Origin of the sequence: Corynebacterium sp. HMSC064H12, from assembly GCF_001809925.1 — a bacterium.
GTDB lineage: Bacteria > Actinomycetota > Actinomycetes > Mycobacteriales > Mycobacteriaceae > Corynebacterium > Corynebacterium jeikeium_D.
Map to the genome: position 1 here is coordinate 88,544 of NZ_KV799335.1, position 25,175 is coordinate 113,718.

Sequence of the window (25,175 nt, forward strand, 5' to 3'; positions counted from 1 at the left end):
TCATTATCAACGACCGGCACGGATATTGATTCAAGAAATCTTTCTTAGTTGCGAATCATTTCCCGGGGATTACAAGGAAGGAGACACCTCGATGGCTATGCACCCAGCGTCCAACCGCTCTGAGTCCATGAACCGAGCTTTCGCCGCTACTGCACCATCGCTGCAGATGTGTTGCTGCTGTCTCCAGTCCGTGCCGCCCCAGACAGGTCGTAACTAAAAAGACGCGCTTAGGTATTTAAAACGCCACGCTGTTTGCGGTCGCACGGACGAAATCGCACCGATTGAGCCGACCATCCCACTATCCGGGCATCTTCGCTTGGAATCCCAGGAAGAAGCGACAGCGACAATGACCGCAGCACTTGAATCTTTTACCCTTGACGATTACGTTTCACTGTTTATTTATGACGGCCCAACGTCACCGGCAATCTACGCCAGCGAACTGGTCAGTCTAGCTCGCTAGCGGAGGCTGGCGGCAACAGGGTTAAATCATGTTGCCGTCGTAACGCTCTTCCAAGGAGTGCGGACCGGTAGCCAACTTGCCCGGGTTGAGGATGCCAGCAGGGTCGAGTTCGTCCTTAATTGCACGCATGACCTTGGCGAACAACTCGGTGTTCTCCTCGTAGTACTGCGGGCTGTGATCCTGGCCAATGCCATGGTGGTGCGTGATGGTGCCGCCAAAGTTCATCATGGCCTCCGACGCCGCGGTCTTGATGTCCATCCACTGCTGGAGGATCTCGCCCTCGGTCTCGCGGAAGAAGTACGTGAAGTACAGCGAGCAGCCGGATTCGTACATGTGCGAGATGTGGCAGAAGACGTACACCGGGGTGCCGTGCTTCTCGCCAGCGGCTTCCATTGCGGAGGCGATTTCGCGGCGCAGTGTAGCGGCGTTATCCCAGGTGGTGGCGGTTTCCAGGGTGTCGACGCCGACGCGGCGAGTCATCATGACATCGCGCAGGTACGGCGAGGAGAAGCGGTGGTTAACCCAAGCCATGCCCGGGATGGAGCCCATGCGGACGCACTTCTTGGCCAGCAGGCGAGCGGCCAGGCGCTCACGGGTGACGCGGGCGCCGACCGGATCCGTCTGCGCAAAGCCAAAAATCACCATGCACGGGGTGTCGATGCCACGCAGCTTCAGGTACTTTGTGACCTTCTCGGACATGCTGGCGGAGCCCAGCTGAGTGAGGCCGAACAGCGTCTCCTTCTCGTCGGAGATGCGTGCTAGGTGCGGGATATTGCCGCTCTGCTCCAGTTTGCGCAGCTCCTCGGCGGCTTCCTCAAAGGAGTTGAAGAAGTAGGTGTCGAAGAGCATCTCCTTTTGTGGACGCTGATTCAGGGCAATCGTCACATGCGTGATGATGCCCAGGGTGCCCTCCGAACCCAGGAAAAGCTCACGCGGGTTCGGGCCGGATGCCGACGACGGCATGTCGCGGAATTCCATGGTGCCGGCTGGCGTGACGACGCGCATGCCAATCACGTTGCGGTCGATACGACCGTAACCAGAGGATTCTTGGCCTGCCGAGCGGCAGGAAACCCAACCGCCGACAGTGGAGTACTCGAAGGACTGCGGGAAGTGACCAGCGGTGAAGCCGGCCTTGGACAGCTCCTTTTCTAGGTCGGGGCCGAAAACGCCGGTCTGGGCGGTGACAGTGCCAGCGACTTTGTCGATGTCGATGATCTTGTTAAAGGCGGTCATGGACACTGCGATGGCCTTACCCATGCCTCCGTCAACAGCCTCCACGCCGCCGACGACCGAGGTGCCACCACCGAAGGGGACGACTGCAATCTTGCGCTCAGCGCATACCTTGAACAGGTCTTCGATGTGCTTTTCAGTTTTCGGTAGCACTACAGCATCTGGGGCGACATCGAGCTTGGCTGCGCGAAGGCGAACCAGGTCGGGGTAGGAGCGTCCGACCGCGTGCTTGACGCGGGTGTCGTGGTCGGTGGCGACGGCATCCGCGCCGACAACAGCGCCCAGGGCTTCGATATCCTCGGCGCTGAGGCGACTATTGGGGATGGTGACGTCGGCGATGTTGCGCGGCGGGTTGTTTGCGTCCAACGACATACCGATTTCGCGCTGCAGTAGCTTCTCGCTGGCCGTGGTGATTGGCTTGTCGTTGCCGTCAACACCCCAGCCCCACCAGCGCATGCGGTACGGAATCGTGAGCTTGTTAGACATCCTGAGCTTCTCCTTGGGCATCGGTGCTGCGAGTCTGAACTGCGGAATTATATGTAACTTGCGCGGAAGCACATCTTTACATCTTTTATTATAGCGGTATTACGTTACGTTTTCTCAAAAAATGTCAATCAATCTTGGTAAGCTTTAGTTAGATGCATTAACGCACTCCCATAAAGGCCAGTATTGACCGGTCAAAAGCCCACGTAAAAGTAGGTATTTCTTCGATGAACGCTAACGACAAGGATCTCAACTACCCGCTGGGAACAACTGAGATTCGTACCCTTGCTCTGGTCACTAACCCCCACGCGGGTCATGGCGCCTCGCAGATTGCGTCCGCCCGGGCGAGCCGGGTGTTCGCGGATCGCGGCATCGATGTCATCGCTCTCCAAGGTGCTAACCCCGACGACGCCCGCAAGCTCATTCGTGAGGTCATCGCCGACGGCCGAATTGATGCCCTGGCAGTCTGTGGTGGCGACGGCATGATTAACCTCGCACTGCAGGAGCAGGCACAGACCGGCATCCCCCTCGGTATTATCCCGGCCGGCACCGGAAACGACCACGGTCGCGAATACAATCTGCCGCGTGGCAATGCTCGCGATGCCGCTCACGTTATCGCCGATGGCTTCTGGACGACCACTGACCTCGGCCGCATCACCAATGAGGCAGGGGAGCAGCGCTGGTTCGGCACTATCATGTGTGCCGGCTTCGACTCGATTGTCTCCGACCGCGTCAATCAGATGACCTGGCCGCATGGCCGTAACCGCTACAACCTGGCCATCGTCCGCGAGTTCTTGGCTTTCCACTCGCTGCCATTCCGCATCACGCTCGATGACAATCGGGTTCTCGAAGATCCAATCACGCTGGCCGCCTTCGGTAACACCCGTTCTTATGGCGGTGGTATGAAGATTTGCCCGTCCGCAGACCACTCCGACGGACTGATGGATATCACTGTCATCGGCAAGGCCGGGCGCATCAAGGCCGCCCTGGCCTTCAAGTCCGTGTTCGACGGCACCGTTGAAAAAATCGGGGAGGTCAGCACCTACCGCGCCAAGAAGGCTTACGTGGAATACATCGGCCCGCCACGCCAGATGAACGCCTACGCTGACGGCGACCTCATGTTCCCGATGCCGGTCACCGTCGAAATTGTTCCGGGCGCTGGCCGCTACATCGTTCCCCGTCCGTAAAAGGGCGCAGGAGTGCCCGTCGTCAAGCGTTTCCTGCATGCTTGACGACGGCGCGTTACCCCTTGATGCCGTATTTCTTCAGGCGCAGACGATCCGCCGCCGAGGCCGAAGCCGTCAGGCGTAGCAACTCGGCGTAGATACCGTCAGTCTGCGCCAATTCTGCGGGTGCGCCCACCTCGTCGACGTGACCGTCACGCAGCGTCACGATGGTGTCCACATCGGAAATTGTGGACAGGCGGTGGGCGATGATAACCGTTGTGCGTCCCTCCATCAGCTTGTCCAAGCCTCGCTGAACTTCGCGTTCGGCCTTGGTGTCTAGCGCCGAAGTGGCTTCGTCCAGGATGAGCAGGGGAGCGTCCTTCAAAATAGCGCGCGCGATGGCGATGCGCTGCTTCTGGCCACCCGAGAGCTTCAGACCTCGCTCGCCGATAGTGGTGTCGTAGCCTTCGGCGAAGCTGCGGATGAAGTCGTCGGCGTTGGCCTTCTTCGCGGCGGCAATGATTTCTTCGTCGGTGGCGTTGGGTTTGCCGTAGGCGATGTTTTCCCGAATCGTGCCGGAGAATAGTGACGAGTCCTGGAACACGACGGCAGAGCCAGCACGCAGAGTGGAACCGGAAACCTCGGAGACATCCGACCCCAGCACGCTCAAGCGGCCTGCGGTCGGGGCGTAGAAGCCGAGCAGCAAGTTGACGATGGTGGACTTGCCGCCACCCGACTCGCCGACCAGGGCGATTTTCTGGCCCGAGTACGCCTGGAAGCTGACATTGGAGAGCACCGTCTTGTCCTCTTCGTAGGCAAAATCCACTGCGTCGAAGTCGACAATGGGAGCGCCAATTGCCTCCTGTTCGGCTGCGCGTTCCAGGGAGGAACGGTGGGCGCTGTCGACGGACTCTGCGTCTGCGGTGGAACTAACGGACGCGGAGTCGAAGTCGCCGTTATTCGCGGTCGCTGCACTGAGCAGCTCCGGCTGCGTGCGAGTCTCTGGAGTAAGCTCCATGACCTTGAAGTAATCGCGCGAACCGGCGACTGCGCGTTGGGCAGCGTCGACCAGGAAGCTCATCATGGTCACTGGTTGGCGCGCCATGTTAATCAGCTGAATGAGCATGACCATGGTGCCGATGGAGAATTCTCCCGACAGCGTACGCAGGAAAAGCAGCAGGTAAATGCCTGCGAAGATGATGTTCAAAATGCCCCCGCGAAGGGCATCCATGCGGTGCCACCACGTTGACTGATCGCGGGTCAGGGAGATGGTGCGGCGGAAGCGGGAACCAAAGAAAGCGATTTCGCGCAGCTCTGCAGTGAAGGAGCGGACAACCTTGACTTGGCCGATGACCTCGGCAAAACGGCCACCGGCGATATCGATTTGTTCGTTCTTTTTCGCTTCAATCTTCTGCCAGCGCTTCGAGGTCAGCGCGGTCAGCAGGGTGTAGACCGGGAAAACGATAATCAACAGCACCGCCAGTGGCCAGTAGTGCCAGGCGGTGATGCCCAGTACCGCGCCGACGGTCAACAGCATTGGGAAGAAGTTGTTGGAAAACGCCTGGAGGAACTGCGTGATATTGGTAATCGAGCGTTCCAGGCGGGAGATAATTGTGCCGGTGACCTGACTGTCGAAATAGCGTTGCGGCAGCGACAGCAGCTTTGCATAGTAGCGGGTCGACAGAATCTCGCGCATGCGCGCAGTCATCACATCGCCCAGGTAACCACCGATGTTATGCACGATGGTTTGCGTCAGATCTGCGATTAGCAGCCCGATGACCAGCCAGATTACCGTGCGAGTGGTATCGGACATCGCCGCCTGGCTCAAGCCTTCATCGCTGGACACCGCGCCGACGATGGCGTCGGTGGCATCGCGGATGAGGAAGGGGCTAATCAACGACGCGGCGGCGGTGGCCAGCGAACAGATGATGACCCCGATATAGAAAGGCCAGAGCACTCGTGTAGTGGACAGGATTCTGCTGAGCAGACGCACGAAAGACCTCTATCTTGCGGGAGGATCACTCCCGCTATGAAATTACTGCGACAAAAGCCCTATCCTAACAGCGAACGCACAGCACCAAGCGGCAGCGGCAGCCAGTTGGGGCGGTTCTGCGCTTCGTAAAGGCACTCGTAGATGGCCTTATCCAGTACAAAAGCCTCCAGTAGTGCCGGGTCGCTGGCGTCGCCATAGCCTTCCAGGAAGGCATCGATATTGCGGCGAGCCCACTGCTCAACACGCTCGGTAGCCGCCTCGGTGTCTTCACGTCCGGTCAGCAGCGGGTAGTGAGCGGCGTAATCGAAGGAGCGAATCATGCCGGCGATATCGCGTAGGCGGTGATCCGGCAGCCGGCGCTCCTCCCACGGGCGCGACGGCTCGCCTTCGAAGTCAATCAAGCGCCAAGAGCTCGGCGTGCGCAATACCTGCCCCAAGTGCAGATCACCGTGGATTCGCTGGACGACGGCGCCACCTTCCGGAACCGCAGCCTCCGCGCGATCGAAGATAGCCTGCGCTTTATCCTTGACCTCAGCAATTTGTGGCACCACACCAGCGACGAAGTCCAGGCGAGCTCGCAGTGGGGCTACCAGCTCCGCACCGGTCAGACGCTTCTTTACCGCGACAGCGGCAGCGAGGCTGCTGTGTACCGAGGCCACTGCTGCGCCGAGCGCACGCGCTTCGGATGTAAAGTCGGTGCCCAAATCTTCCAGCGGGGTCTGACTGTCGCGGATGGCATCGCGGACTGCGCCAAGAGCCAGCTCCCAGCCATCCACCGAGTTCGGTGCGAATTCCTGCAGCATGGCGGTGGTGTAGGTGTCTTCGCCAATGGTGGTCTCTACCCAGGAGTAGAGCTCGGGGACGAACTTGCAATCCGCCTGGGCCAGTGCGGCCAGCAGCTCCACATCGGCATTAGTACCGGGGTAGAGGCGACGGAAGAACTTGCACATCACGCGGTCGTCGAAAATGACCGAGGTGTTCGACTGCTCGACTCCCATGGGGCGGCCGGATTCCGGTCGGAGCTGCTCAGAGCCCGGCACACGACGAAGTTCCATGCCGCCGAGCTTGCCTTCGTCGGAAAGCTTCTGTCCGAGTGCTGTGATGGCATCCGAATCAATCAGAGCGTCGTAGCCGACGATGCCCTCGGCGCGAACCAACAGGGACTGCTCGTGGCCATCGGGGACGTCCTCCGCCCAAGCGATGGGCAGCTGATAGGTCGGTGCGGAATGCGCGGTGTGCACCCTCACCAATGCGATATCGACATCGGGGCTGTCGGGATTGTCGCGCAGTACGGGGTCAAGCGCGAGGATCTCGACGTGGTCGATGTCAGAGACCTTGTCAGCGAAAAAGCGCATCTTGACCAGTGTGTCTGCCAGCTCTTCGGCAATGAAATCGGCGGTGGGAATAGTCATTTCAGTTCGTTCGCCTTTCGGGACTTAAAAGATCACTCTTTATTATCGGCGTTTGTGACGGCATCGGCTGCGGCATCGGCGGCGGTGCCTGAGTGCTCGCGTGATGACGTCACCGGCGCGTCCGATATCGCCTGCGCAACCGGGATTGTCGGCGCCGACATGGAGGCGCTCGATTCGAGGTTTGTCTCTGGCGGCAACTGGATTTCGAACCAGTAGAAACCGTGACCAGGAAGCGTGATCTGGTAGGGATCAGTGCCAATTGTGGGGAAGGGAACCGAACCCGTGAGCTCTACCGGGGTGGCGCCGGCGAACTCGGACAGATCCAGCGAGACGGCCGCGGGGTAAGAGGACAGGTTGTTGACGCACAGCAGCACTTCGTCGCCGTATGTGCGCAGATAGGTCAGAACAGAGGCGGTGTCGCTATTCAGCTCGCGGAAGTCACCGAGGCCAAAAGCCTCATAGCGCTTGCGGACCTGAATCAGTCGACGCACCCAATTCAACAGCGAATTGGAGTAGCTCGCTTGGTTCTCGACATTGACCGCCTGGTAACCGTAGGTCGCATCCTGAATGGTCGGCAGATAGAGCCGACCGGGGTCGGCCTTGGAGAACCCGGCGTTGCGGTCGGGCGACCACTGCATCGGTGTGCGCACGCCATCGCGGTCGCCGAGCCAAATGTTGTCGCCCATACCAATTTCGTCCCCGTAGTAGAGCACCGGCGAACCCGGCAGGGAGAGTAGCAGGGCATTGAAAAGCTCGAGCTGTGTGCGGTCATTTTGCAGCAGTGGCGCTAGACGACGGCGAATGCCGATGTTGGCCTTCATTCGCGGATCGTGCGCATACTCGGCGTACATGTAGTCGCGCTCGGCATCGGTGACCATTTCCAGCGTCAGCTCATCGTGGTTGCGCAGGAAGATTCCCCACTGAGCCGAAGACGGAATCTCTGGCGTAGACTCCAGGATCTCCGAGATGGGGAAGCGGGACTGCTTTCGCACCGCCATGAAAATGCGTGGCATGAGCGGGAAGTGGAAAGCCATGTGGCATTCGTCGCCGCCGACCTCCGGGTCGCCGAAGTATTCCACCACATCGGAGGGCCACTGGTTGGCCTCCGCCAGCAGGACGCGACCCGGGTATTCCTCATCCATGACCTTGCGGCAGCGCTTCAGAAAAGCGTGGGTCTCGGGCAGGTTCTCGCAGTTAGTGCCTTCGCGCTCGAAGAGGTAGGGCACAGCGTCGAGGCGGAAGCCATCGATGCCGAGATCGGACCAGAAGCGCAGCACATCGAGCATCGCTTCCTGCACCGCCGGATTGTCATAGTTCAAATCCGGCTGGTGGGAGAAGAAGCGGTGCCAGTAGTACTGGCCACGCACCGGGTCATAGGTCCAGTTGGAGTCCTCGGTATCGACGAAGATAATGCGTGCGCCCGAGTAGGTGTCCGGGTCGTCAGTCCAGACATAAAAATCGCCGTAGGGGCCATCGGGGTCAGTGCGCGACTGCTGGAACCACTCATGGCTATCGGAGGTGTGGTTCATCACCAGGTCAGTAATAACGCGGATACCGCGCGCATGGGCCTCGTCGAGAAGCACCTTAAAATCCTCGACCGTGCCAAACTCGTCGAGCACGGCGCGGAAGTCGCGGATATCGTAACCGCCGTCGCGCAGCGGGGAGTCGTAGAAAGGCGGCAGCCAGAGGCAGTCAACGCCCAGCCATTGCAGATAATCGAGCTTCTCCGTCAGCCCTTTGAGGTCGCCGGAGCCGTTGTTGTCGGAGTCGAAGAAGGCCCGGACGAGCACCTCATAGAACACCGCGCTGCGGTACCACTCGTAATCTTCCTTGGCGATAGTCATGCATCCCAGCGTAATGACTATGCCACTAGCCTGCAGAGAGAGTTTTCCTGCGAGATCCCACAAGACCGCGCGAGATGGCCGTCCTGGGAGACCTCATTAAACAGCATTCTAAACAGCCTTGTGTTCCTGAATTAACGCAGCGAGCTGGTACGCATCATCCAACTTCAACTCCGTTGCCACCGGAGTGACCGCTCCCGGCACCATGTCGATCCGCACGTTCGCCACTCCCGCCGCTTTCTTCAGCGGAGAAATGGTTAGTGTATGCCCCTGGATGCGCTGCCAGGAGACCATGAACCGCGTATGCCAGAACCGACCCTTGGTCACTAACAGCCCCCGCTTCGTGGCCTGCACCTTTTGAAATTTCCAGTCAATTGGGCTGAGCCACCATGCCGTGCGTGGAGTCTGCCAGGAGCCCAGCAGGTCATCGGTAGAGGCCGGTCCCGCAATCTCAGTCATCAGGTAATCGACAATCGTATCGGTCTCCGCCGCCGGCGCCACTGGCACCAGTGTGTTGTTCGACTGTGCACTGTCCAGGCCATAGCCCGCCACGGAGACATCCGCACGGGACCACCTCCACGGACGCCACCAGAGCGGTTGCACCACTTTAAAGCCATGAATGCGATCGATCGGAATGGTCTGAGCGCGCGTCGACAACAGTCCGGCGGTAATCGCCAGACGCCTGCTTTCCGACGATACCTTCAGCGTGAAATCCCACGACTGATTTAGTACCCCGAAAAGGCCGACAGCGAAACTGCCAATCACAATCAGAGTAGTGATGGTTACTCCGCTGAGGATTTCTACGATGAGGTCGGTAAACAGCGCAGAGACAACGGCGAGGAGGATGAGAGCTATGCCGACGAAAAGACCGGGTCCAATGGCCACGGATGCAATCAGCCGTCCGACATCGACCGGGCCAAAGATGGTCTTCGCTTCGGGCATGCGAGAGGACATGTGAGCGCCGGAGTCGAGGGGCGCGGTGGAGCTGTCACCGTCGTAAAGCGAATGCGCCAGTTCGGTGTCCAGCTTTTCTACCTCACCCAGCACGTCGGCGCGGAACTGTTCGCACTGCGGGGGAGTGAGGTATTTGATTGTGAAGTGTGAATCGGAGCCGCCGGCTGTTTCAATGACAATTTCGGCGAGCCCGAAAATGCGCGCCAACAATGGTTGGTTGATATCCACCGCCTGCACGCGGTCGAGCCGTGCCGCGCGTCGAGAACGCAGTAGCCATCCGGAGCCGTAGCGAACCTCATCGTCGGTGAGCTCGTAGAACGTATACCGCCAGGACAGCCACGAGAAAAATGCAATCAGACCAATAATTATGGCGACCGCACCGGTACCGACAAGGAGACCGAGCCATGCCCAGTCGTAGAGCTGAGTCACGACCGCAACGGCCAACTGCCACTGATTCGCGACTGCGAATGCAGTCACCGCAGCGATTGTGGCAAAGCTTTTGAGCAGCGGAGATAGGGGATGAACTCTATGCCTCATTTAGAGACCCGCCATCCGGTCGTGGGCGCGCTGAGATAGACGAGCGCGCAGGGCGAGCGCTTCTTCACGTGGCAAACCGTGGACGGCTGCATCCGAGCTCGCCGATGCTGTGTTGAGCTTCAGCGTTGCCAGTCCGAATAGTCGAAGGAGAGGTCCTTCATCGATGTCGATGAACTGGATTCGTCCGTAAGGGACGACAGTGACCGAGCGCCACCAGCGTCCGGACGCAACAATGAAGTCGTTGTCCTCTTCGAGGTATCGGTGGGCACGAACTCGTCGACCGATGAGCCAGTAGATATATGCGAAGTAGAGCACGCAGGCGAGGACGCCCAACCACATCCACGGAGTCCACATCACAGCGGCGACGACGGCTGCAATCGTGATAACTAGCAGGGGAGCGGCGTGCGCGATTCGCTTCACCTTAGCCAGCGCGGGGTCGACCGGTTGTAGCGCGGAATTCTCGGGGACTAATAAATCAAGAGGCTCCATAGTTGACAGTTAAACACAGAGGGTAAAGCTTGCGTCTGGCCTGGTGCTTCGGTAAGAACGGTGGCTATGGATCGCAGGAAACTCATAGCAGTACTCATCACGCTGATCACCATTTTGGTCTGCGTAGAGATTTATCGGTACATGCAGACTCTGCCGGCCTAAGTTGCTGCGCTAACCAGCGCGGCCAATGGCGAGCCTCACCCGCCTTATGCCTTATGCGCCAAAGAGCTGGCGCGGAGCCGCCCACGCATCGATGGCGATGCCCTCGACTGCCTGGGCGTCAGCGCCGGCAAAGGTAGTCACCTTGCGGTCGTCGTTGTAGCTGGGCATGTGTGAGGTGCCTTCGCGGATGAACTCGACCGCCACTTGGTGGAATGGATGGTTGGGCTCTTTCATACCGAAGAAGCGTGCAATGTCGATGCAGTGCGGAGCGCCACTGGTGCGGCCAGCAGGTGCATAGCCCAACCCCTCTCCCGGTTCGAACTGTGCCGCCCACACATCCAGCTCAGCCGCCACGGACCGTTCGGCGACTTTAACAGCGTATGAGCGAATCGCTGAGTCAGAAATGACATTCCCCATCGGACGCTCGGCATAGGCGGTGGCCGGAAATTCGCCGTGGCCGCGATGCCCCTTGGCGTAGCGCCGAGCCATCCACTCTCGCATGGGCAACTTGTCCATCGCCACAACCGGCGGTTCTGAGAAGAACTCTTCGCTGGTGGCGGTCACCATCGTCGGCAGTGTGGGAGCAAAGCTGTCGAAGCGAGGCCCAATTGCCGGATCCGAAGGCGAGGATGCCGACACCAATTTCTGGGCCCGAGCGACCCTGCGTTCGTCGGCACGCGAAAAGATGTCGGTGGACGGCACACGTCCCACGCCGATGCCGGCCAACGTGCGGCGGAGGCGCGAGCCCGACAGCAGCGAGAAGGCCGGCGACATGGCAATGGTGCGTTGGATCTGGCCGCGCGTGCGATCGTCGGCAGCCAGAGTGAGCGCCAGCGCCGCACCCGCCGATTGCCCCGAGATAGTGATGTTGTCGATATCGCCGCCGAAGGCAGGCGCGTTACGACGAGCCCACTGCAGCCCCAGATACAGGTCATCAATGGCCCGGTAGGTCTCTGTTTCACTGTCACGCCAGAAGCCCTCGAGGCCCTTGCGGTATCCAAGCGAAACGGTGACGATGCCCGCCTGTGCGAAGGCCGTCGCGTCCGTCCAGGGTTCGGAGGGATGCCCAAACTCGTAGCTACCACCGTGAATCCACAGCAATACGGGGTAGGAAGCGTCCGCGGGCCCAGCCGGTGCGGTGACGGTGAGAACTAACTCGCGCTCGGGCTCACAGCGCCGAGTGCCTGACTGTGGGCCGTCGGCCACCGGTGCCGACGCGGCAAACGGAGCAGCATCTGCGTAATCGATATTGAAAACTTGTATTGCGCCATCGTGAATCCGGCCGGTCAGTTGCCCGCAGGGAGCGGAAATAGTCGTCTCTGTCATGGCGGAAAACGCCTCCTCGTCACGGTTGGTCCTGCCAGAAGGGCGGGGAGTCTGTTTCAGACGGTAGGCGCACTCTGGTTTTTCGAGCACGCTACAGTTGAATTCACTATGACCAATGATGCACGAAATCCACTGTTGACACCGTCGGAATTGTTCTGCGAATTGCCAGATTTTGCGGCAATCGATGACAGCCACGTCCGCGAGGCTTTTAGCGAAGCAATGCGCAGCCATGCGCGCGAGATTGACGCCATCGCCACGTCGTCGGAGGCTCCGACCTTCGTTAACACCATCGAGGCAATGGAGAAGGCGGGCCAAGATCTGGACCGCGTCGCTGCTTATTTCTTCAACGTTGCCGGGACGGACGCCACCGACGTCCGCATGGAAATTGAAGCCGAGATCGCCCCGCAGCTCACAGCACACCTGGATCAGATTCGCATGCGCAGTGACCTGTGGCAGCGCATCAATGCCATTGACAGCGTTGACGATGCCGCCACCCCGGAAGAGGCGAAGCTGCTGCTGAAGAAAGTCCGCGAAGACTTCCAGCGCGCCGGTGCGGACCTCAGCGACGAGGACAAAGCCGAGCTCAGCCGCATCAATTCCCGCCTCTCTGAGCTTTCCACGGCTTTCGGCGAAAACCTGCTGAAGGACACCGTTGCGCGCGCCGTGGAAATCTACGACCGCGAGGAGCTCGCCGGGCTTTCCGACGACGCCATTGCGTCCTTCGCCGCCTACGCGAAAAAGGCCGACACCGATGCGCCGTGGCTGATTCCGCTGGACCTACCGTCAACTCCGGCACAGCTGGCTGACCTGGATAATCCGGCTACTCGCGCCAAGCTCTACGAAGCCTCACTGGGGCGTGCGGGTGCTGCCTCCGGCACGTTCGACAACTCCGACATTGTGCTGGAAATGGCGCGCCTGCGTGCCCGCCGTGCCAAGCTGCTCGGCTACGACACGCATGCGGATTACGTCATTGCCAAGGAGACGGCAACCACCGCAGAAGCTGCTCGGAAGCTCATTGCAGACCTGGCGCCAGCTGCCATTGCGAATGCTGAAGGCGAGTACAAGCGGGTCGCTGATCTGGCTGGCGATGAGACGGTCACGGGCGCTGACTGGCCGTATTGGGAGCGCCGTCGTAAAGCGGAAGAATTCGCAGTCGACACGGAGGAACTCAAGAACTACTTCGAGCTCCACCGTGTTATCGAAGACGGCGTGTTCTACGCTGCCCGCAAGCTCTATGGCATCGAGGTAGTCAAGCGCGAGGACCTGCAGGGATACGCGCCGGGCACGACCGTGTGGGAGGTACGCCAGGGCGGAGGCGAGACCATCGGCCTGATTATTACGGACTACTTCTCGCGTCCGACCAAGCGCGGTGGTGCGTGGATGAGCTCGTTTAGGGACCAGTCCCGTCTGCTGGGGCGCCTGCCAGTCGTGGTCAACGTGATGAACATCGCCGAAACCGAACCGGGCACCCCGGTGCTACTGACGCTCGACGAGGTCACCACTGCTTTCCACGAGTTCGGGCACGCCCTCCACGGTCTGCTTTCCGACGTCACATACCCGACCTTCTCGGGCACTAACGTCCCGCGCGACTTCGTGGAATTCCCCTCCCAGATCAACGAGAACTGGGCGCTTGAACCGTCCATTCTGGCCAATTACGCCGTCCACGTTCGTACCGGTGAGCCGATCCCGGCCGAGCTAGTCGAGTCGGTGAAGAAGGCCCGCACCGCTGGTGAGGGATTCGCCACGGTTGAGTACCTCGCCGCGTGCGCCATCGATCTGGCCTGGCACAGCCTCACCGAGGAGGAAGCAGCTCAGGTCACTGATGTTGATGCCTTCGAAGCGGAAGCACTTGCCGAACTCGGCCTCGACGTTCCCCACCTGGCTCCGCGTTACCGCTCCCGCTACTTCAACCACATCTTCGCCGGTGGTTACTCGGCGGGCTATTACTCCTACCTGTGGGCAGAGGTTCTCGACGCGGACGGTTTCGGTTGGTTCACCGACAACGGCGGTGCCACAATCAGCGGCGGCAGCCACTTCCGCGAGGAGATTCTCTCCCGTGGTGGCGCCATCGATTTTATGGCCGCCTACCGCGCTTTCCGAGGCCGCGACAAGGACATCCAGCCGCTCCTCGAACGCCGCGGGCTGTCGGGCACTGATGCCTAGCTTCACGCTTTACGACGAGCGCCGCGACCGCCGCCCACTGGTTATTCCGGTCACCGGCAGGGTAGGTTGACACTCATGGCAGAAGTATTCGACAGAGTAGGGCAGTGGCTTATCCAATTGCCACTGCTTGCGCAGGTCAGCGTGCTATGCGTGGTTCTGCTGGTAGTCGGAGGGTTTGTTGCTTTCGTTCTCGTTGGCGCAATCGATGTTGTCAGCGGTCGCCTGTGGCAGAGGTCAGTGCGCTGGCGGGAGCGTTCGCAGGAGCGTCGAGGAGCGGGCAGCGAGAGCTAGTAGCCGATGAGGTAGTGGCCTGTAGATAGCTCACCGGGAGTCCCGATGAATTGAGCTGGGACAAGCCCCCTTTAAGTGTTGGGTCGCTATCGCTGCCCTAAGGTATGTCTTAAAGTATTAGGAAATTTGCCCAACAGGCTAGAGTTGGGTAGTTCGCAAATATTTCGCAGTAGGGAGCTGAGTTAGCATGCATCGGTCGAGGCACTCGAAGGTCCTACTTGCCCTAATCGTTTTGCTTCTTCTCATCCTCATCGCTGGTGCAGTCACCGATTTCCAGTTTTAGCCTCGGTTTTAGTGCCGGGCACATAACTTGAAAGATCGGTGAACAGCAAAAATGAGGGACTAAGCGTTCTCGAACCAATTAACGCTTAAATCCGGGGAAGCGAGGCAGGTCCTCGACAAGCACGGCCTTGCCCTCGGCATCGGTTAGCGGAATGCACCAGTTCGGGTATTGGTCGTGGCTCGTGCCCGGCTGGTTCTGGGTACGACGATCGCCGACCATGTCCACCAAGGCCTCACACTTCAGCGCGGATGGTGTCTGGTCGAGGAAGCGGTGCAGCCCCGTGACCAGTGCGTCAATTGGTGGCAGATTATCGCGGGTAAGGGAATGAACATCCATGTCCGCCGCAGCCGTGTCACCAAAGCAGCCAGCTTCCTTGGCAGCGCCCAGAACCTTTCGAATCCACTCGAAGTCCCGGCGGTCTTCCTCCGCGACGTCGGAAAGCAATAGCCCCAGGCGTTCCCGCAGCTTGATGTGCTCGCCTGCGAGGTAGCCTGCCGTCGGCGGCAAATCGTGCGTGGTGACGGAGGACAGGCACAGGCTGCGGTAAGCGCTCGGTGGTTTCGGCTGGTCGCCCTCGGATTCAAACCACACGATTGAGGTGCCCATGATGCCCCGCGAGGCCAGGTAGTCCTGCACCCACGGCTCGAAAGTGCCCAGGTCTTCACCTACGACGAGGGCCCCAGCGAGCTCGGCCTCAAGTGCGAGAATGCCGACCATGGCCTCGTGGTCGAAGTACAGGTAGGTGCCATTGACGGGGGACTCCATTCGCGGCATGACCCAGAGGCGGAACATACCCAGCACGTGGTCAACACGAATGCCACCTGCGTGGCGAAGGATTGTGCGCAGCATGTCGCGCCAGGGGCGGTAGCCGGCCTCGGCTAGCTTGTGCGGGTTCCACGGCGGCTGCGACCAGTCTTGGCCGCGCTGGTTAAAACCGTCTGGCGGTGCGCCAACAGAGATAGCAGGAGCGAGCCAATCCGCAAGGTTCTCGGCATCCGCGCCGCCAGGGTGCACGCCGACGGCAAGGTCGGCCATGATGCCGATGCGCATACCCGCATCCAGGGCTGCCTCTTGTGCCTGGCCGAGCTGCTGATCGAGAATCCACTGCACCCAGAGGTGGAACTGGAAGATTTCCTCCCGCAGAGATTCGACACTGGCGTGGTTACCCAACGGTGGAACCAACTCGATATCGTTCTCGGTTACGGCACCAGAATCGGAAGTGGCAGCGCGTGCAGCATCGCGGGCAGCAGCGCGATCCGCGAGCTCGCGCTCGGTGCACCACGACGCGTAGTCGTATATGCCACGGCCCTCGGCCTCCAGCCAACGGTCAAATTCCGCCTGGCGTGCGCTGGACAGGGGGATCTTGTGAATTGCCCGCAATACCTTGAGCTTTGCAGCGTAGATGGGGTTGCGGTCAATCTCATCAGGGCTGTGATTGAGCTGGTGGAAAGAGTTCGCTAGCGCACGGGCTTCATCGGCCTCGTCCTTGTCCAGGTACCCGAACTCGTCGATAAGCTCTGGGCGCGCGTACAGCGGATTGACATAGCGGCGCGTGGTGGGCAGGTACGGCGAGTCTTCTACCGGAGGCAGTGGCTCTGCGGCGTGCAACGGATTGATGAGGACGAAATCAGAGCCCGCGTGCTCTGCACTGACCTGTGCCAAGTCGCCGAGGGTAGCGAAATCGCCAATACCCCAGCTGCGGCTGGAGCGTACCGAGTACAGCTGTGCCATGACACCATGCGCAGGATTCTGCACGTACTTGTCGGCAGTGGCGAGACGGTTGGGGGTTACGGCCACATCGCACTCAGCGACGTTGTCATCGTTGACTGCGCGCAAGCGATGCCAACCAAGTGGCAGATCCTCTGGAATTGCGAAGGCGGCTTCACCCATCAACACATCGCCGACCTGGCGTGGCGGTACCAAGTGGTGCACCTGAGCGCAGGGCCATTCTGCGCCGTCCTCCAGTTTCACAGTCACGCTGACATTGCTGCCGTGCGGTACGTGAACCAGAACTCGGTGGAAGATGCCCTGGCGGGTAACTACCACGGGCGGGAGAAGGCGAGACCACTGCGTGTCTGCCCACTCACGACGGGCGTCGTTGATGTCGGCATCGCTGGGATCTGGGCCCAGATCGATGTCGAGAGCAGCGAGAGTTTTTAGCACTGTCTCACGAGAGACGTGCACGAGTTGGCCCTCGGTGGAGTAGTAGGAAACCCCAACTCCGACATCTTTAGCGAGGTCGGCGAGTGGAGAGGAAAGGGGAGGATTGGAAGCTGCCTGTGTCACCCTTTCCATCATGCCAGTTTAGAAAAACTTTGCCAGTAGTAAGGTAAATCACTTCGTTATCGAAATATTTACTGAAATCACAACGGCGCAGGGTTTGATGTTCTAAGTTGATTCCTAACGAAACCAACGACGGACAGAACTACCGAAAGTAGGGGTTTGTAACTCGATGCGTGAATATACTACCGAGGCGAAATACGTCATCGGCGAGGACGAAACGATTATTACCTCGCTGCAGGAGCTGGTGCAGAAGCGCCCGAAGCTGGTGCTTTTCACTCGCCCCAAGAACTTTGAGTGGGTAAATGTCACTGCTCAGGAGTTCTATGACGAGGCAAAGGGCGTCGCTAAGGGGCTAATTGCCAACGGTGTTCAGCCGGGCGACCGCGTAGCGCTGCTCAGTGAGACTCGCTACGAGTGGAACCTGATCAATACCGCTATCTGGATGGCAGGCGCTGCTGTTGTCCCGATTTACGGCTCTTCTTCGTCTGGCCAGATTCGTTGGATTATTGAAAACTCCGGTGCTGTTTTCGCATTTACCGAGTCGCGTGAGCACACCGACCGCATGAAGCCTCTGCTGGTCGAAAAGGGCACCGAGAACCCGGAGGGCGAGTCTCAGCTGCGTCGTGTACTGGAGATTAACGCTTCCGCTACTGACACCATTAGCTACGAAGGCCGTGACATTGACGGCGACGAGGTCGAGCGCCGCATCAAGGACACCAAGGCCGACGACCTGGCAACCGTGATTTACACCTCCGGTACCACTGGTCGTCCGAAGGGCTGCGTGCTCCTGCACAGCAACTGGCTGGCGGAGGCCCGCGCCATCCTCACCAACGAGATTGGCCTGATTGCCCGTCCGGGGAACCGCATTCTGACCTTCCTGCCGTTGGCGCACGTGTTGGCTCACGCAGTGTCCCTGGCTTCGATGATTTCCGGTGCTACCCAGTCTCACTGGGCTGATACCAAGACCGTCACCCTGGAGTTCCAGCGTTCCCGTCCGCACATGATTCTCGGTGTGCCGCGCGTGTTCGAGAAGGTTCGTGACTCCGCCTACGCCTCCGCTAAGGAGAAGGGCGCATTCGGCCTGGCCATGTTCGAGCGTGCTGAGGCCACCGCCATCGAGTACTCCAAGGCACTGGATACTCCGGCAGGTCCGTCGCGTGTCTTGAAGCTGCGTCGCCAGCTCTACGATCGCCTGCTGTTCTCGAAAATTCGCGCAGCTATGGGTGAGGCCGTGCAGTACACCATTTCCGGTGGTTCGGCTCTGTCCTCTGACCTCGGGCACTTCTTCCGTGGTCTCGGTGTGCCTGTCTACGAAGGCTACGGTCTGACTGAGTCCACGGCTGCCGTCACCGTGAACAACCCGAGCGAGCAGATTATTGGTACCGTTGGTCGTCCGGTCGGTGGTTGCTCCGCCGCTATCGCTGATGACGGCGAAGTTCTGCTCCGTGGTCCGGTTGTGTTCGACCGCTACTGGAAGAACGAAGAGGCAACCAAGGAAGCCTTCATCGACGGCGAATGGTTTAAGACTGGTGACCTCGGTGAGCTGACCGAAGAAGGCCACCTGAAGATCACCGGCCGCAAGAAGGACCTCATTGTCACCGCTGGTGGTAAGAATGTCGCGCCGGGCCCGATGGAAGACCGCATGCGTGCGCACCCGCTGGTGTCCCAGGCAGTCGTCATCGGCGATGGTCGTCCGTTCGTCTCCGTGTTGGTCACTCTCGATGAGGAGGCACTGGAGAAGTGGAAGATTGAGCACTCCGTCCCCGAGCACACCTCGATCCGTGAACTCGCTGCCTCCAGCGCAGTTTTGCGCGCCGAGATTCAGGACGCCGTCAACTCCGCTAACGAGCTGGTTTCTCACGCAGAGGCCATTAAGAAGTTCCATATTCTGGACAGTGACTTCACCGAGGAAAGCGGCGAGCTGACCCCGACCATGAAGGTCAAGCGCAACATTGTCATGGACAACTACTCGCGTGACATTGAGGCTCTCTACCAGCGTTAATTCACGGTCTACCCGCTGCCGATAGAAAACGGCAGCGTGTTGTTACCGCGCTAGCGCCCCTCACCCCATTAAGGTGAGGGGCGCTAGAAATTTTTAAGGAGTTTTCAGTTTTCGAAAGTCGGCATTCGTCAATGTTCGTCGATATTCGAAAGCGGAAGACTGCAATGATGTCACCGGCGCCGAAGATGTCGTGGGAGGGCGGGCAATGATTAACCACTTCGATGCTCGGCTACGCCTGCGCGAAGTGACCCAAGAGCTCTACGACATTGGTGACGAAGTTGCCGAACACATCGAGCACCTTGCTCAGGCGGTTGCTGATGTAGATCGTGAGCTGGTGGACGAATGTGTCCTCGAGCTCGCTGACATCGTCGACGAGGCCGTTGAGGACTGCCGCCCTCTGATTGGTGAGCTTGATGGTCTACGCCAAGCGTTTACCTCCGGCATTCGCTCGGGGCGCATCGGTACTCTTTCCTCCGCTTCGACACCGCGGCGACACCCACATCCGGCACCGAAGTCGCCGGATGTGCAGTCACTGTCGCTCATTCCGGCTCCTTTGAAGCATCCGGTTGCAGTCCCTACGGTCACGCAGGCAATGATTGCTCGCTCCGATGCCGTGGCTTCTTACCTGGAGGAACTCGCCGACTGGGTTTCCGCCGAAAACATCCGAGGCGTGGAAAAGCTCGGTAGTGTGGTGCTTCCGCAGCTTTACGCACAGTCTGGCCGCCGTGCACTGTCCGCTGCCGCCGCTTGGTGTGTTGCTGTTCCCGAGACTCATCCGGCAGTTGCCAATGCGCTGCGCGGCCGTAGGCCTCCGGAGTTCCTGATGGAACGTGCCCGCATCGATGAAATTGTCCGCCGCGTCAAGCAACGTCGAGCCAAGGAGCATGCGTGAGCGAAGCCTCCGCACACACCGATTCCTTCGGTGTCTACTTACACGTCCCATTCTGTGCCACCCGTTGTGGCTACTGTGATTTCAACACGTACACGCCAGGTCAGCTGGGCAGTGGCGCAACGCAGGGAGACTACCTCGATGCCATCGTGGCTGAGCTCGAGATGGCCGTCGTAAAGCACCCCGAACTAGCGCGTGGCGCCGATACCGTATTCGTCGGCGGTGGTACGCCGTCGATGTTGGGGGCGAGTGGTCTTCGTCGCCTGCTCGACGGTGTGCGCAACAGCTTTGGGCTTGCCGACGACGCCGAGGTCACCACCGAGTCGAATCCCGAGTCGACCTCCCCGGAGTTTTTCGAAGGCTTGGCCGAGGCAGGGTTTACCCGGGTGAGTCTGGGCATGCAGTCGGCTGTGCCGCATGTGCTGGCCACTCTGGATCGTACGCACACGCCGGGGCGTCCTGCGGCGGCAGTGGCGGAGGCACGCGCGGCCGGCTTTGAGCACATCAACCTCGACGTTATCTATGGCACGCCAGGGGAGTCGATGGCGAACCTCGATACGACGTTGGAGGCAGTCCTGGCCACGGACGTCGATCATGTTTCGGCGTACTCACTGATCGTCGAGCCGGGTACCGCGATGGCGCGTAAGGTCCGTCGTGGTGAGCTGCCGATGCCTGACGACGACGATCTCGCCGACCGCTACGAGCGCATCGATGCCGCACTGAGTCAAGCCGGTTTTTCCTGGTACGAGGTGTCCAACTGGGCAAAACCGGGCGGCCAATGTCGTCACAATATGCTCTACTGGCGCGATGGAAATTGGTGGGGTGCGGGCCCCGGTGCACATTCGCACCTGGATGGCACGAGGTTTTACAACGTCAAGCATCCGGCTCGCTACGCGGCGACCATTTCTGGCGGAGAATTGCCGATTAAGGATTCAGAAGGGCTAACGGCCGAGGATCGGCACACTGAGAAGATTATGCTGGGCCTCCGCTTGGCCGAGGGTATCGATGCCAATCTGCTCGGTGAGGATGAGCTGGGCAAGGCACGTCGGCAAGCGGAAGCGGGCATGGTGGAGTTTGTTTCCGTCGATGGCGGCCAGCGGATTCAGCTGACCAATCGCGGTCGTTTGCTGGCCGACGCCATAATTGTTGACATCCTTAGTTAAACTATCCGCATGTCATCTCAGACGGATAAGCGCAGGCAGGAAGTTCTTCGGGCAATTGTCTCGGATTACGTAGCTTCCCAGGAGCCCGTTGGCTCGAAGGCTCTGGTGGAGCGCCACAATCTGGGTGTGTCCTCGGCGACCATCAGAAATGACATGGCGGTGCTGGAGGCTGAAGGTTATATCCAGCAGGAACATGCATCGTCCGGGCGTATCCCGACTGAGAAGGGCTACCGCCTTTTTGTGGACAATCTTTCGCAGATTAAGCCGCTGTCCCGGGCCGAGCGCCGAGCTATCCTCGAGTTCCTCGAAGGCGGCGTCGATCTGGAGGACGTGCTGCGCCGCAGTGTGCAGCTGCTGGCCCAGCTAACTCGTCAGGTCGCAGTGGTGCAGGTGCCGACGCTGGAGGTCTCCCGCGTCCGGCACTGCGAGGTCGTACAGCTCGCCGACGCGCGATTGTTGCTGGTAGTCATCACTGACACCGGGCGCGTGGAGCAGCGCAATGTTGAGCTGCCAGCACCGATGGATCCCGATCTCGTGCCGCTCTTGCGTGAGCATTTCAACCGCGCAATGTCGGGGCACACGCTTGCCGACGCGTCGATTGCGATCTCCGATCTTGCGGCTAACGCCCCGCGTGATTTGCGGGATGTGCTTATTCGCTGCTCGACGGTGCTGGTGGAGTCGTTGATTGAGAAGCCGAATGACAGACTCATCCTGGCCGGGGCATCGAATTTGACCCGTGGTAATATGGCCGGTCGCTTACCTTCTACGTTGCCCATGGTTCTTGAAGCTCTCGAAGAACAGGTGGTCGTGCTGAAACTGCTGTCGGCCGCGCAGGATTTGCACCACGTTCGCGTTTCCATCGGTGAGGAAAACGAGGACGAGGAGCTGCGCGCTACCTCAGTTGTTTCAACTGGCTATGGAACCGGCACCGAAATTTTGGGTGGCATGGGCGTAGTTGGCCCCACATTTATGGATTATCCGGGAACAATTTCCTCGGTTGCTGCTGTTGCACAGTACGTTGGCCGGGTATTGAAAGGAAGTAGCTAAAGTTGGCACGCGACTATTACGGCATCCTCGGAGTGGAGAAGGACGCTACGGACGCTGAGATTAAGAAGGCGTACCGAAAGCTGGCGCTCAAGTACCACCCAGACCGTAATCCGGGTGATGAAGAAGCTGCGGAGAAGTTCCGTGAGGCCTCTGAGGCGAACGAGGTCCTGCTGGATCCTGAAAAGCGCCGGATTGTGGATATGGGAGGAGATCCTCTCAATCCGCAGGGCGGTATGCCAGGCGGTGGCTTCGGCGGTTTCGGTGGCGGCGGAGTCGGCGATATCTTCGAGGCATTCTTCGGCGGTGCCGGCGGTACTCGCCAGCGCCGCTCGCGTGTGCAGCCAGGTGCAGATGCGCTGCTGCGTATTTCGCTGGGCCTCGATGAGGCATTCACCGGTGTCCGCAAGCCCATCACGGTGGACACCGCGGTGCTGTGTGAGCAGTGCGAGGGAACTGGCTCGAAGTCCAAGTCCAAGCCGAAGATGTGTACCAGCTGTGATGGTACTGGCGAGATTCAGCAGGTCCAGCGTTCCTTCCTGGGCAATGTGATGACCTCGCGGCCGTGCCCGACTTGTGAGGGCACCGGCGAAATTATCCCCGATCCGTGTAACAACTGCGGTGGCGATGGCCGCGTCCGTGCTCGCCGTGATCTGACGGTCAACGTTCCGGCAGGTATCTCTGATGGCATGCGTATTCGCATGGCAGGGCAGGGCGAGGTCGGCCCGGGCGGCGGCCCGGCGGGTGACCTCTACGTGGAAGTTGCCATGGACCCGCACCCGGTATTCGAGCGTGAGGGCGATGATTTGCACTTTAACGTGCAGGTGCCCATGGCTGATGCCGCACTTGGTACCGAGTTTGAGGTCGACGACCTGCTCGGCGAGCCAATGACCATCAAGGTTGATTCGGGCACCCAGCCGGCAGAGCAGATTCGTCTGTCGGGTAAGGGCATGCCGCATCTGCGCGGCGAGGGCAACGGCGACGTGGTCGCACACGTCGATGTCACGGTGCCGACGAAGCTGGACCGCAAGTCCCGCGAGCTGCTGGAGAAGCTACGCGAGCACCGCGATGATGATGCCAAGGTGTCAGACTCGAGTGAGCGCAACGGTTTCTTCTCCCGTTTCCGCCGCCGTTAGAACACGCCATCCCCCAAAGCCCCTCCAGTGAGTGTGAAGCACACATGAGTTTGCCCGTATTCCTCGGTGAGTTCACCGAGCTGCCGCGCCCGGAAGAAATCATTCGGATCCTCGGGTCGGAGGCAAAGCACATCAGCGTTCGCAGGCTGAAGGAGGGCTCGGAGATTCTTCTTGCCAATGGTGCGGACAAGGTGGTGCGAGCACAGCTCATGCACGTAGACCCTCGTGAGGTCCACGTTCGCGTGGTCGCCGCAGAGGAACGTCCACGTCCGCGCCCGCACGTCACTGTGGTGCAGGCGCTGCCGAAGTCGGATCGTGCTGAGCTTGCGGTCGATTTGATGACCGAGGCCGGGGTCGATGAGATTATCCCCTGGGCGGCCGTGAATTGTGTAGCCCGATGGCAGGGTACCGCGAAGGTCACTAAGGCCCGCACCAAGTGGCAGTCGACTGCGCGCGAGGCAGCCAAGCAGGCTCGTCGTGCATGGATTCCGCCGGTCGCGGACCTGCATAGCTCCGCCGATATTGAGCAACTCATCCGGGAAACCACATCAGCAGGTGGTGTGGCAGCAGTTTTGCACGAGGAGGAAACAGCTCCGTTCGTGGACTTCGCCGCGCAGGCAGCAAACGCTGACAAGGTTCTTTTCATCGTCGGCCCAGAAGGGGGAGTGAGCCCTGGGGAACTCGAGGCCTTCCGTGCCGCAGGTGCGAGCTCGGTAGTACTCGGCCCGACAGTTCTCCGCAGCGCCCTCGCGGGAGCTGCTGCTCTTTGCGCACTGGGCCCGTTGACAAAGCGCTGGGGCGGCGCACCCACGCGTGGTCAGTAGGATAGACGCATAATGACAAAGTATTCAGTAACTGCTCGTACCACCGCCGTCGTCGAGCTCGATGACAATCTCGCGCCGATTGTGGTCGGTCATGCGGATCAGAACCTACGTCTGCTGGAATCTCTGCTGGCAGCGGATATTCATGTCCGCGGCGGAGTTGTGACAATCAAGGGTGCTCCGGCGGATGTTTCGTTGGCTGTCCGCGCTTTCAAGGAGCTAGAGGCAATGGCCCGTCGTGGGCATGAGCTCTCCCCGGAGTCGGTGCGGCACGCGGTGGGCATTGTGGATCGCGGGGAGAAGTCCGCCAGCGAGGTGCTCGGTGGCGGCATCGTGACACATCGTGGCAAGACCGTGCGGCCCAAGACCGAGGGGCAGAAGAACTACGTCGATGCCATCGACCGCTATAACGTTGTTTTCGGTATCGGCCCCGCCGGTACGGGCAAGACCTTCCTGGCCATGGCCAAGGCTGTTGCTGCGCTGAAGAATAAGCAGGTCGAACGCATTATTCTGACTCGCCCCGCAGTGGAGGCCGGTGAAAACCTGGGCTTCCTGCCGGGTACTCTGCATGAGAAGATTGACCCCTACCTGCGCCCATTGCACGATGCGATGCGCGAAATGCTTGAGCCGGAGCTGATTCCAAAGCTGATGGAAACTGGGGTAGTGGAGGTCGCACCGCTGGCGTACATGCGCGGTCGTACCTTGAACAATGCGTTCATTATTCTCGACGAAGCACAGAACACTACTCCGGAGCAGATGAAAATGTTCCTCACCCGCCTGGGCTTCGGTTCGAAGATGGTCATCACCGGTGACGCCAGCCAGGTCGACCTGCCTCGAGGGCAGAAGTCCGGTCTAGCTGTCGCCCGTGAGGTGCTGCGCGGTGTGCCGGGAATCGCTTTTCCGGCGCTGGCGGCTGCGGATGTGGTGCGCAACCCGCTGGTAACCGCAATTGTCGAGGCCTACGATGACTACGATGCCTATAACGAAGGTATTGAACAGGGCGCCGAGTCCCCACAAAAGCGACAGTCCGCCACAAAACGATAAAGG

Annotated in this window: 18 protein-coding genes; 10 read left to right on the forward strand and 8 right to left on the reverse strand. The window is 59.9% G+C overall.

Annotation, left to right across the window (positions count from 1 at the left end; translation table 11 throughout):
* Positions 1 to 481 precede the first annotated feature (481 nt).
* Positions 482 to 2,176, reverse strand: a complete 1,695-nt coding sequence (locus tag HMPREF2681_RS03740) for an FAD-binding oxidoreductase (protein WP_049192862.1) — start codon at positions 2,174 to 2,176, stop codon at positions 482 to 484.
* 224 nt (positions 2,177 to 2,400) lie between these two features.
* On the opposite strand from HMPREF2681_RS03740, the gene HMPREF2681_RS03745 reads away from it, so the two are divergent.
* Entirely contained in the window at positions 2,401 to 3,360 is a 960-nt protein-coding gene (locus tag HMPREF2681_RS03745; RefSeq protein WP_049170694.1) for a diacylglycerol kinase, read from the forward strand.
* Between the two features lie 55 nt (positions 3,361 to 3,415).
* Here HMPREF2681_RS03745 and HMPREF2681_RS03750 read toward each other — a convergent pair whose 3' ends face one another.
* From HMPREF2681_RS03750 to HMPREF2681_RS03775, 6 genes are all read right to left on the reverse strand, one after another.
* A complete protein-coding gene (locus tag HMPREF2681_RS03750) occupies positions 3,416 to 5,332 on the reverse strand; it encodes an ABC transporter ATP-binding protein (protein ID WP_070546098.1) in 1,917 nt (638 codons plus the stop codon).
* 59 nt (positions 5,333 to 5,391) lie between these two features.
* On the reverse strand, positions 5,392 to 6,744 hold the full coding sequence (locus HMPREF2681_RS03755; protein WP_070546100.1) for a maltokinase N-terminal cap-like domain-containing protein: 1,353 nt from the start codon (positions 6,742 to 6,744) through the stop codon (positions 5,392 to 5,394).
* 32 nt (positions 6,745 to 6,776) lie between these two features.
* Positions 6,777 to 8,588, reverse strand: coding sequence for a maltose alpha-D-glucosyltransferase (treS, locus tag HMPREF2681_RS03760; RefSeq protein WP_049192866.1), 1,812 nt, complete (start codon positions 8,586 to 8,588; stop codon positions 6,777 to 6,779).
* A 108-nt stretch (positions 8,589 to 8,696) separates the two neighbouring features.
* On the reverse strand, positions 8,697 to 10,016 hold the full coding sequence (locus HMPREF2681_RS03765; protein WP_070546102.1) for a PH domain-containing protein: 1,320 nt from the start codon (positions 10,014 to 10,016) through the stop codon (positions 8,697 to 8,699).
* A gap of 60 nt (positions 10,017 to 10,076) precedes the next feature.
* Positions 10,077 to 10,565 carry a PH domain-containing protein gene (locus HMPREF2681_RS03770; RefSeq protein ID WP_049192868.1) on the reverse strand — a complete coding sequence of 163 codons (489 nt, stop codon included), beginning with the start codon at positions 10,563 to 10,565 and terminating at the stop codon, positions 10,077 to 10,079.
* 213 nt (positions 10,566 to 10,778) lie between these two features.
* On the reverse strand, positions 10,779 to 12,053 hold the full coding sequence (locus HMPREF2681_RS03775; RefSeq protein ID WP_070546104.1) for a carboxylesterase family protein: 1,275 nt from the start codon (positions 12,051 to 12,053) through the stop codon (positions 10,779 to 10,781).
* Between the two features lie 108 nt (positions 12,054 to 12,161).
* On the opposite strand from HMPREF2681_RS03775, the gene HMPREF2681_RS03780 reads away from it, so the two are divergent.
* Positions 12,162 to 14,216, forward strand: coding sequence for a M3 family metallopeptidase (locus HMPREF2681_RS03780; RefSeq protein WP_070546106.1), 2,055 nt, complete (start codon positions 12,162 to 12,164; stop codon positions 14,214 to 14,216).
* Positions 14,217 to 14,291: 75 nt separating this feature from the next.
* Entirely contained in the window at positions 14,292 to 14,507 is a 216-nt protein-coding gene (locus tag HMPREF2681_RS11020; RefSeq protein WP_070866660.1) for a hypothetical protein, read from the forward strand.
* Positions 14,508 to 14,868: 361 nt separating this feature from the next.
* Here HMPREF2681_RS11020 and malQ read toward each other — a convergent pair whose 3' ends face one another.
* A complete protein-coding gene (gene malQ, locus HMPREF2681_RS03785; RefSeq protein WP_070546108.1) occupies positions 14,869 to 17,088 on the reverse strand; it encodes a 4-alpha-glucanotransferase in 2,220 nt (739 codons plus the stop codon).
* Between the two features lie 154 nt (positions 17,089 to 17,242).
* On the opposite strand from malQ, the gene HMPREF2681_RS03790 reads away from it, so the two are divergent.
* From HMPREF2681_RS03790 to HMPREF2681_RS03820, 7 genes are all read left to right on the forward strand, one after another.
* A complete protein-coding gene (locus HMPREF2681_RS03790) occupies positions 17,243 to 19,075 on the forward strand; it encodes an AMP-dependent synthetase/ligase (protein ID WP_016423122.1) in 1,833 nt (610 codons plus the stop codon).
* A gap of 205 nt (positions 19,076 to 19,280) precedes the next feature.
* Positions 19,281 to 19,967 carry a hypothetical protein gene (locus tag HMPREF2681_RS03795; RefSeq protein ID WP_016423121.1) on the forward strand — a complete coding sequence of 229 codons (687 nt, stop codon included), beginning with the start codon at positions 19,281 to 19,283 and terminating at the stop codon, positions 19,965 to 19,967.
* Entirely contained in the window at positions 19,964 to 21,127 is a 1,164-nt protein-coding gene (gene hemW, locus HMPREF2681_RS03800; RefSeq protein ID WP_049170714.1) for a radical SAM family heme chaperone HemW, read from the forward strand. The genes HMPREF2681_RS03795 and hemW overlap by 4 nt, the downstream gene beginning before the upstream one ends.
* Before the next feature lie 9 nt (positions 21,128 to 21,136).
* Entirely contained in the window at positions 21,137 to 22,174 is a 1,038-nt protein-coding gene (gene hrcA, locus HMPREF2681_RS03805; RefSeq protein WP_016423119.1) for a heat-inducible transcriptional repressor HrcA, read from the forward strand.
* A gap of 2 nt (positions 22,175 to 22,176) precedes the next feature.
* Entirely contained in the window at positions 22,177 to 23,307 is a 1,131-nt protein-coding gene (gene dnaJ / locus HMPREF2681_RS03810) for a molecular chaperone DnaJ (protein WP_070429161.1), read from the forward strand.
* A 44-nt stretch (positions 23,308 to 23,351) separates the two neighbouring features.
* Complete coding sequence (locus tag HMPREF2681_RS03815) at positions 23,352 to 24,131, forward strand: 16S rRNA (uracil(1498)-N(3))-methyltransferase (protein ID WP_070429160.1); 780 nt, start codon at positions 23,352 to 23,354, stop codon at positions 24,129 to 24,131.
* Between the two features lie 12 nt (positions 24,132 to 24,143).
* Entirely contained in the window at positions 24,144 to 25,172 is a 1,029-nt protein-coding gene (locus HMPREF2681_RS03820) for a PhoH family protein (protein ID WP_070546110.1), read from the forward strand.
* Positions 25,173 to 25,175: the final 3 nt, after the last annotated feature.

Coding starts and splice junctions, on each gene's coding strand:
- HMPREF2681_RS03820 (WP_070546110.1), top strand. CDS start 24,144: ATGACAAAGTATTCAGTAACTGCTCGTACCACCGCCGTCGTCGAGCTC.
- HMPREF2681_RS03815 (WP_070429160.1), top strand. CDS start 23,352: ATGAGTTTGCCCGTATTCCTCGGTGAGTTCACCGAGCTGCCGCGCCCG.
- HMPREF2681_RS03755 (WP_070546100.1), bottom strand. CDS start 6,744: ATGACTATTCCCACCGCCGATTTCATTGCCGAAGAGCTGGCAGACACA.
- malQ (WP_070546108.1), bottom strand. CDS start 17,088: ATGATGGAAAGGGTGACACAGGCAGCTTCCAATCCTCCCCTTTCCTCT.
- HMPREF2681_RS03790 (WP_016423122.1), top strand. CDS start 17,243: ATGCGTGAATATACTACCGAGGCGAAATACGTCATCGGCGAGGACGAA.
- hrcA (WP_016423119.1), top strand. CDS start 21,137: ATGTCATCTCAGACGGATAAGCGCAGGCAGGAAGTTCTTCGGGCAATT.
- HMPREF2681_RS03780 (WP_070546106.1), top strand. CDS start 12,162: ATGACCAATGATGCACGAAATCCACTGTTGACACCGTCGGAATTGTTC.
- treS (WP_049192866.1), bottom strand. CDS start 8,588: ATGACTATCGCCAAGGAAGATTACGAGTGGTACCGCAGCGCGGTGTTC.
- HMPREF2681_RS11020 (WP_070866660.1), top strand. CDS start 14,292: ATGGCAGAAGTATTCGACAGAGTAGGGCAGTGGCTTATCCAATTGCCA.
- HMPREF2681_RS03795 (WP_016423121.1), top strand. CDS start 19,281: ATGATTAACCACTTCGATGCTCGGCTACGCCTGCGCGAAGTGACCCAA.
- HMPREF2681_RS03745 (WP_049170694.1), top strand. CDS start 2,401: ATGAACGCTAACGACAAGGATCTCAACTACCCGCTGGGAACAACTGAG.
- HMPREF2681_RS03770 (WP_049192868.1), bottom strand. CDS start 10,565: ATGGAGCCTCTTGATTTATTAGTCCCCGAGAATTCCGCGCTACAACCG.
- HMPREF2681_RS03775 (WP_070546104.1), bottom strand. CDS start 12,053: ATGACAGAGACGACTATTTCCGCTCCCTGCGGGCAACTGACCGGCCGG.
- HMPREF2681_RS03740 (WP_049192862.1), bottom strand. CDS start 2,176: ATGTCTAACAAGCTCACGATTCCGTACCGCATGCGCTGGTGGGGCTGG.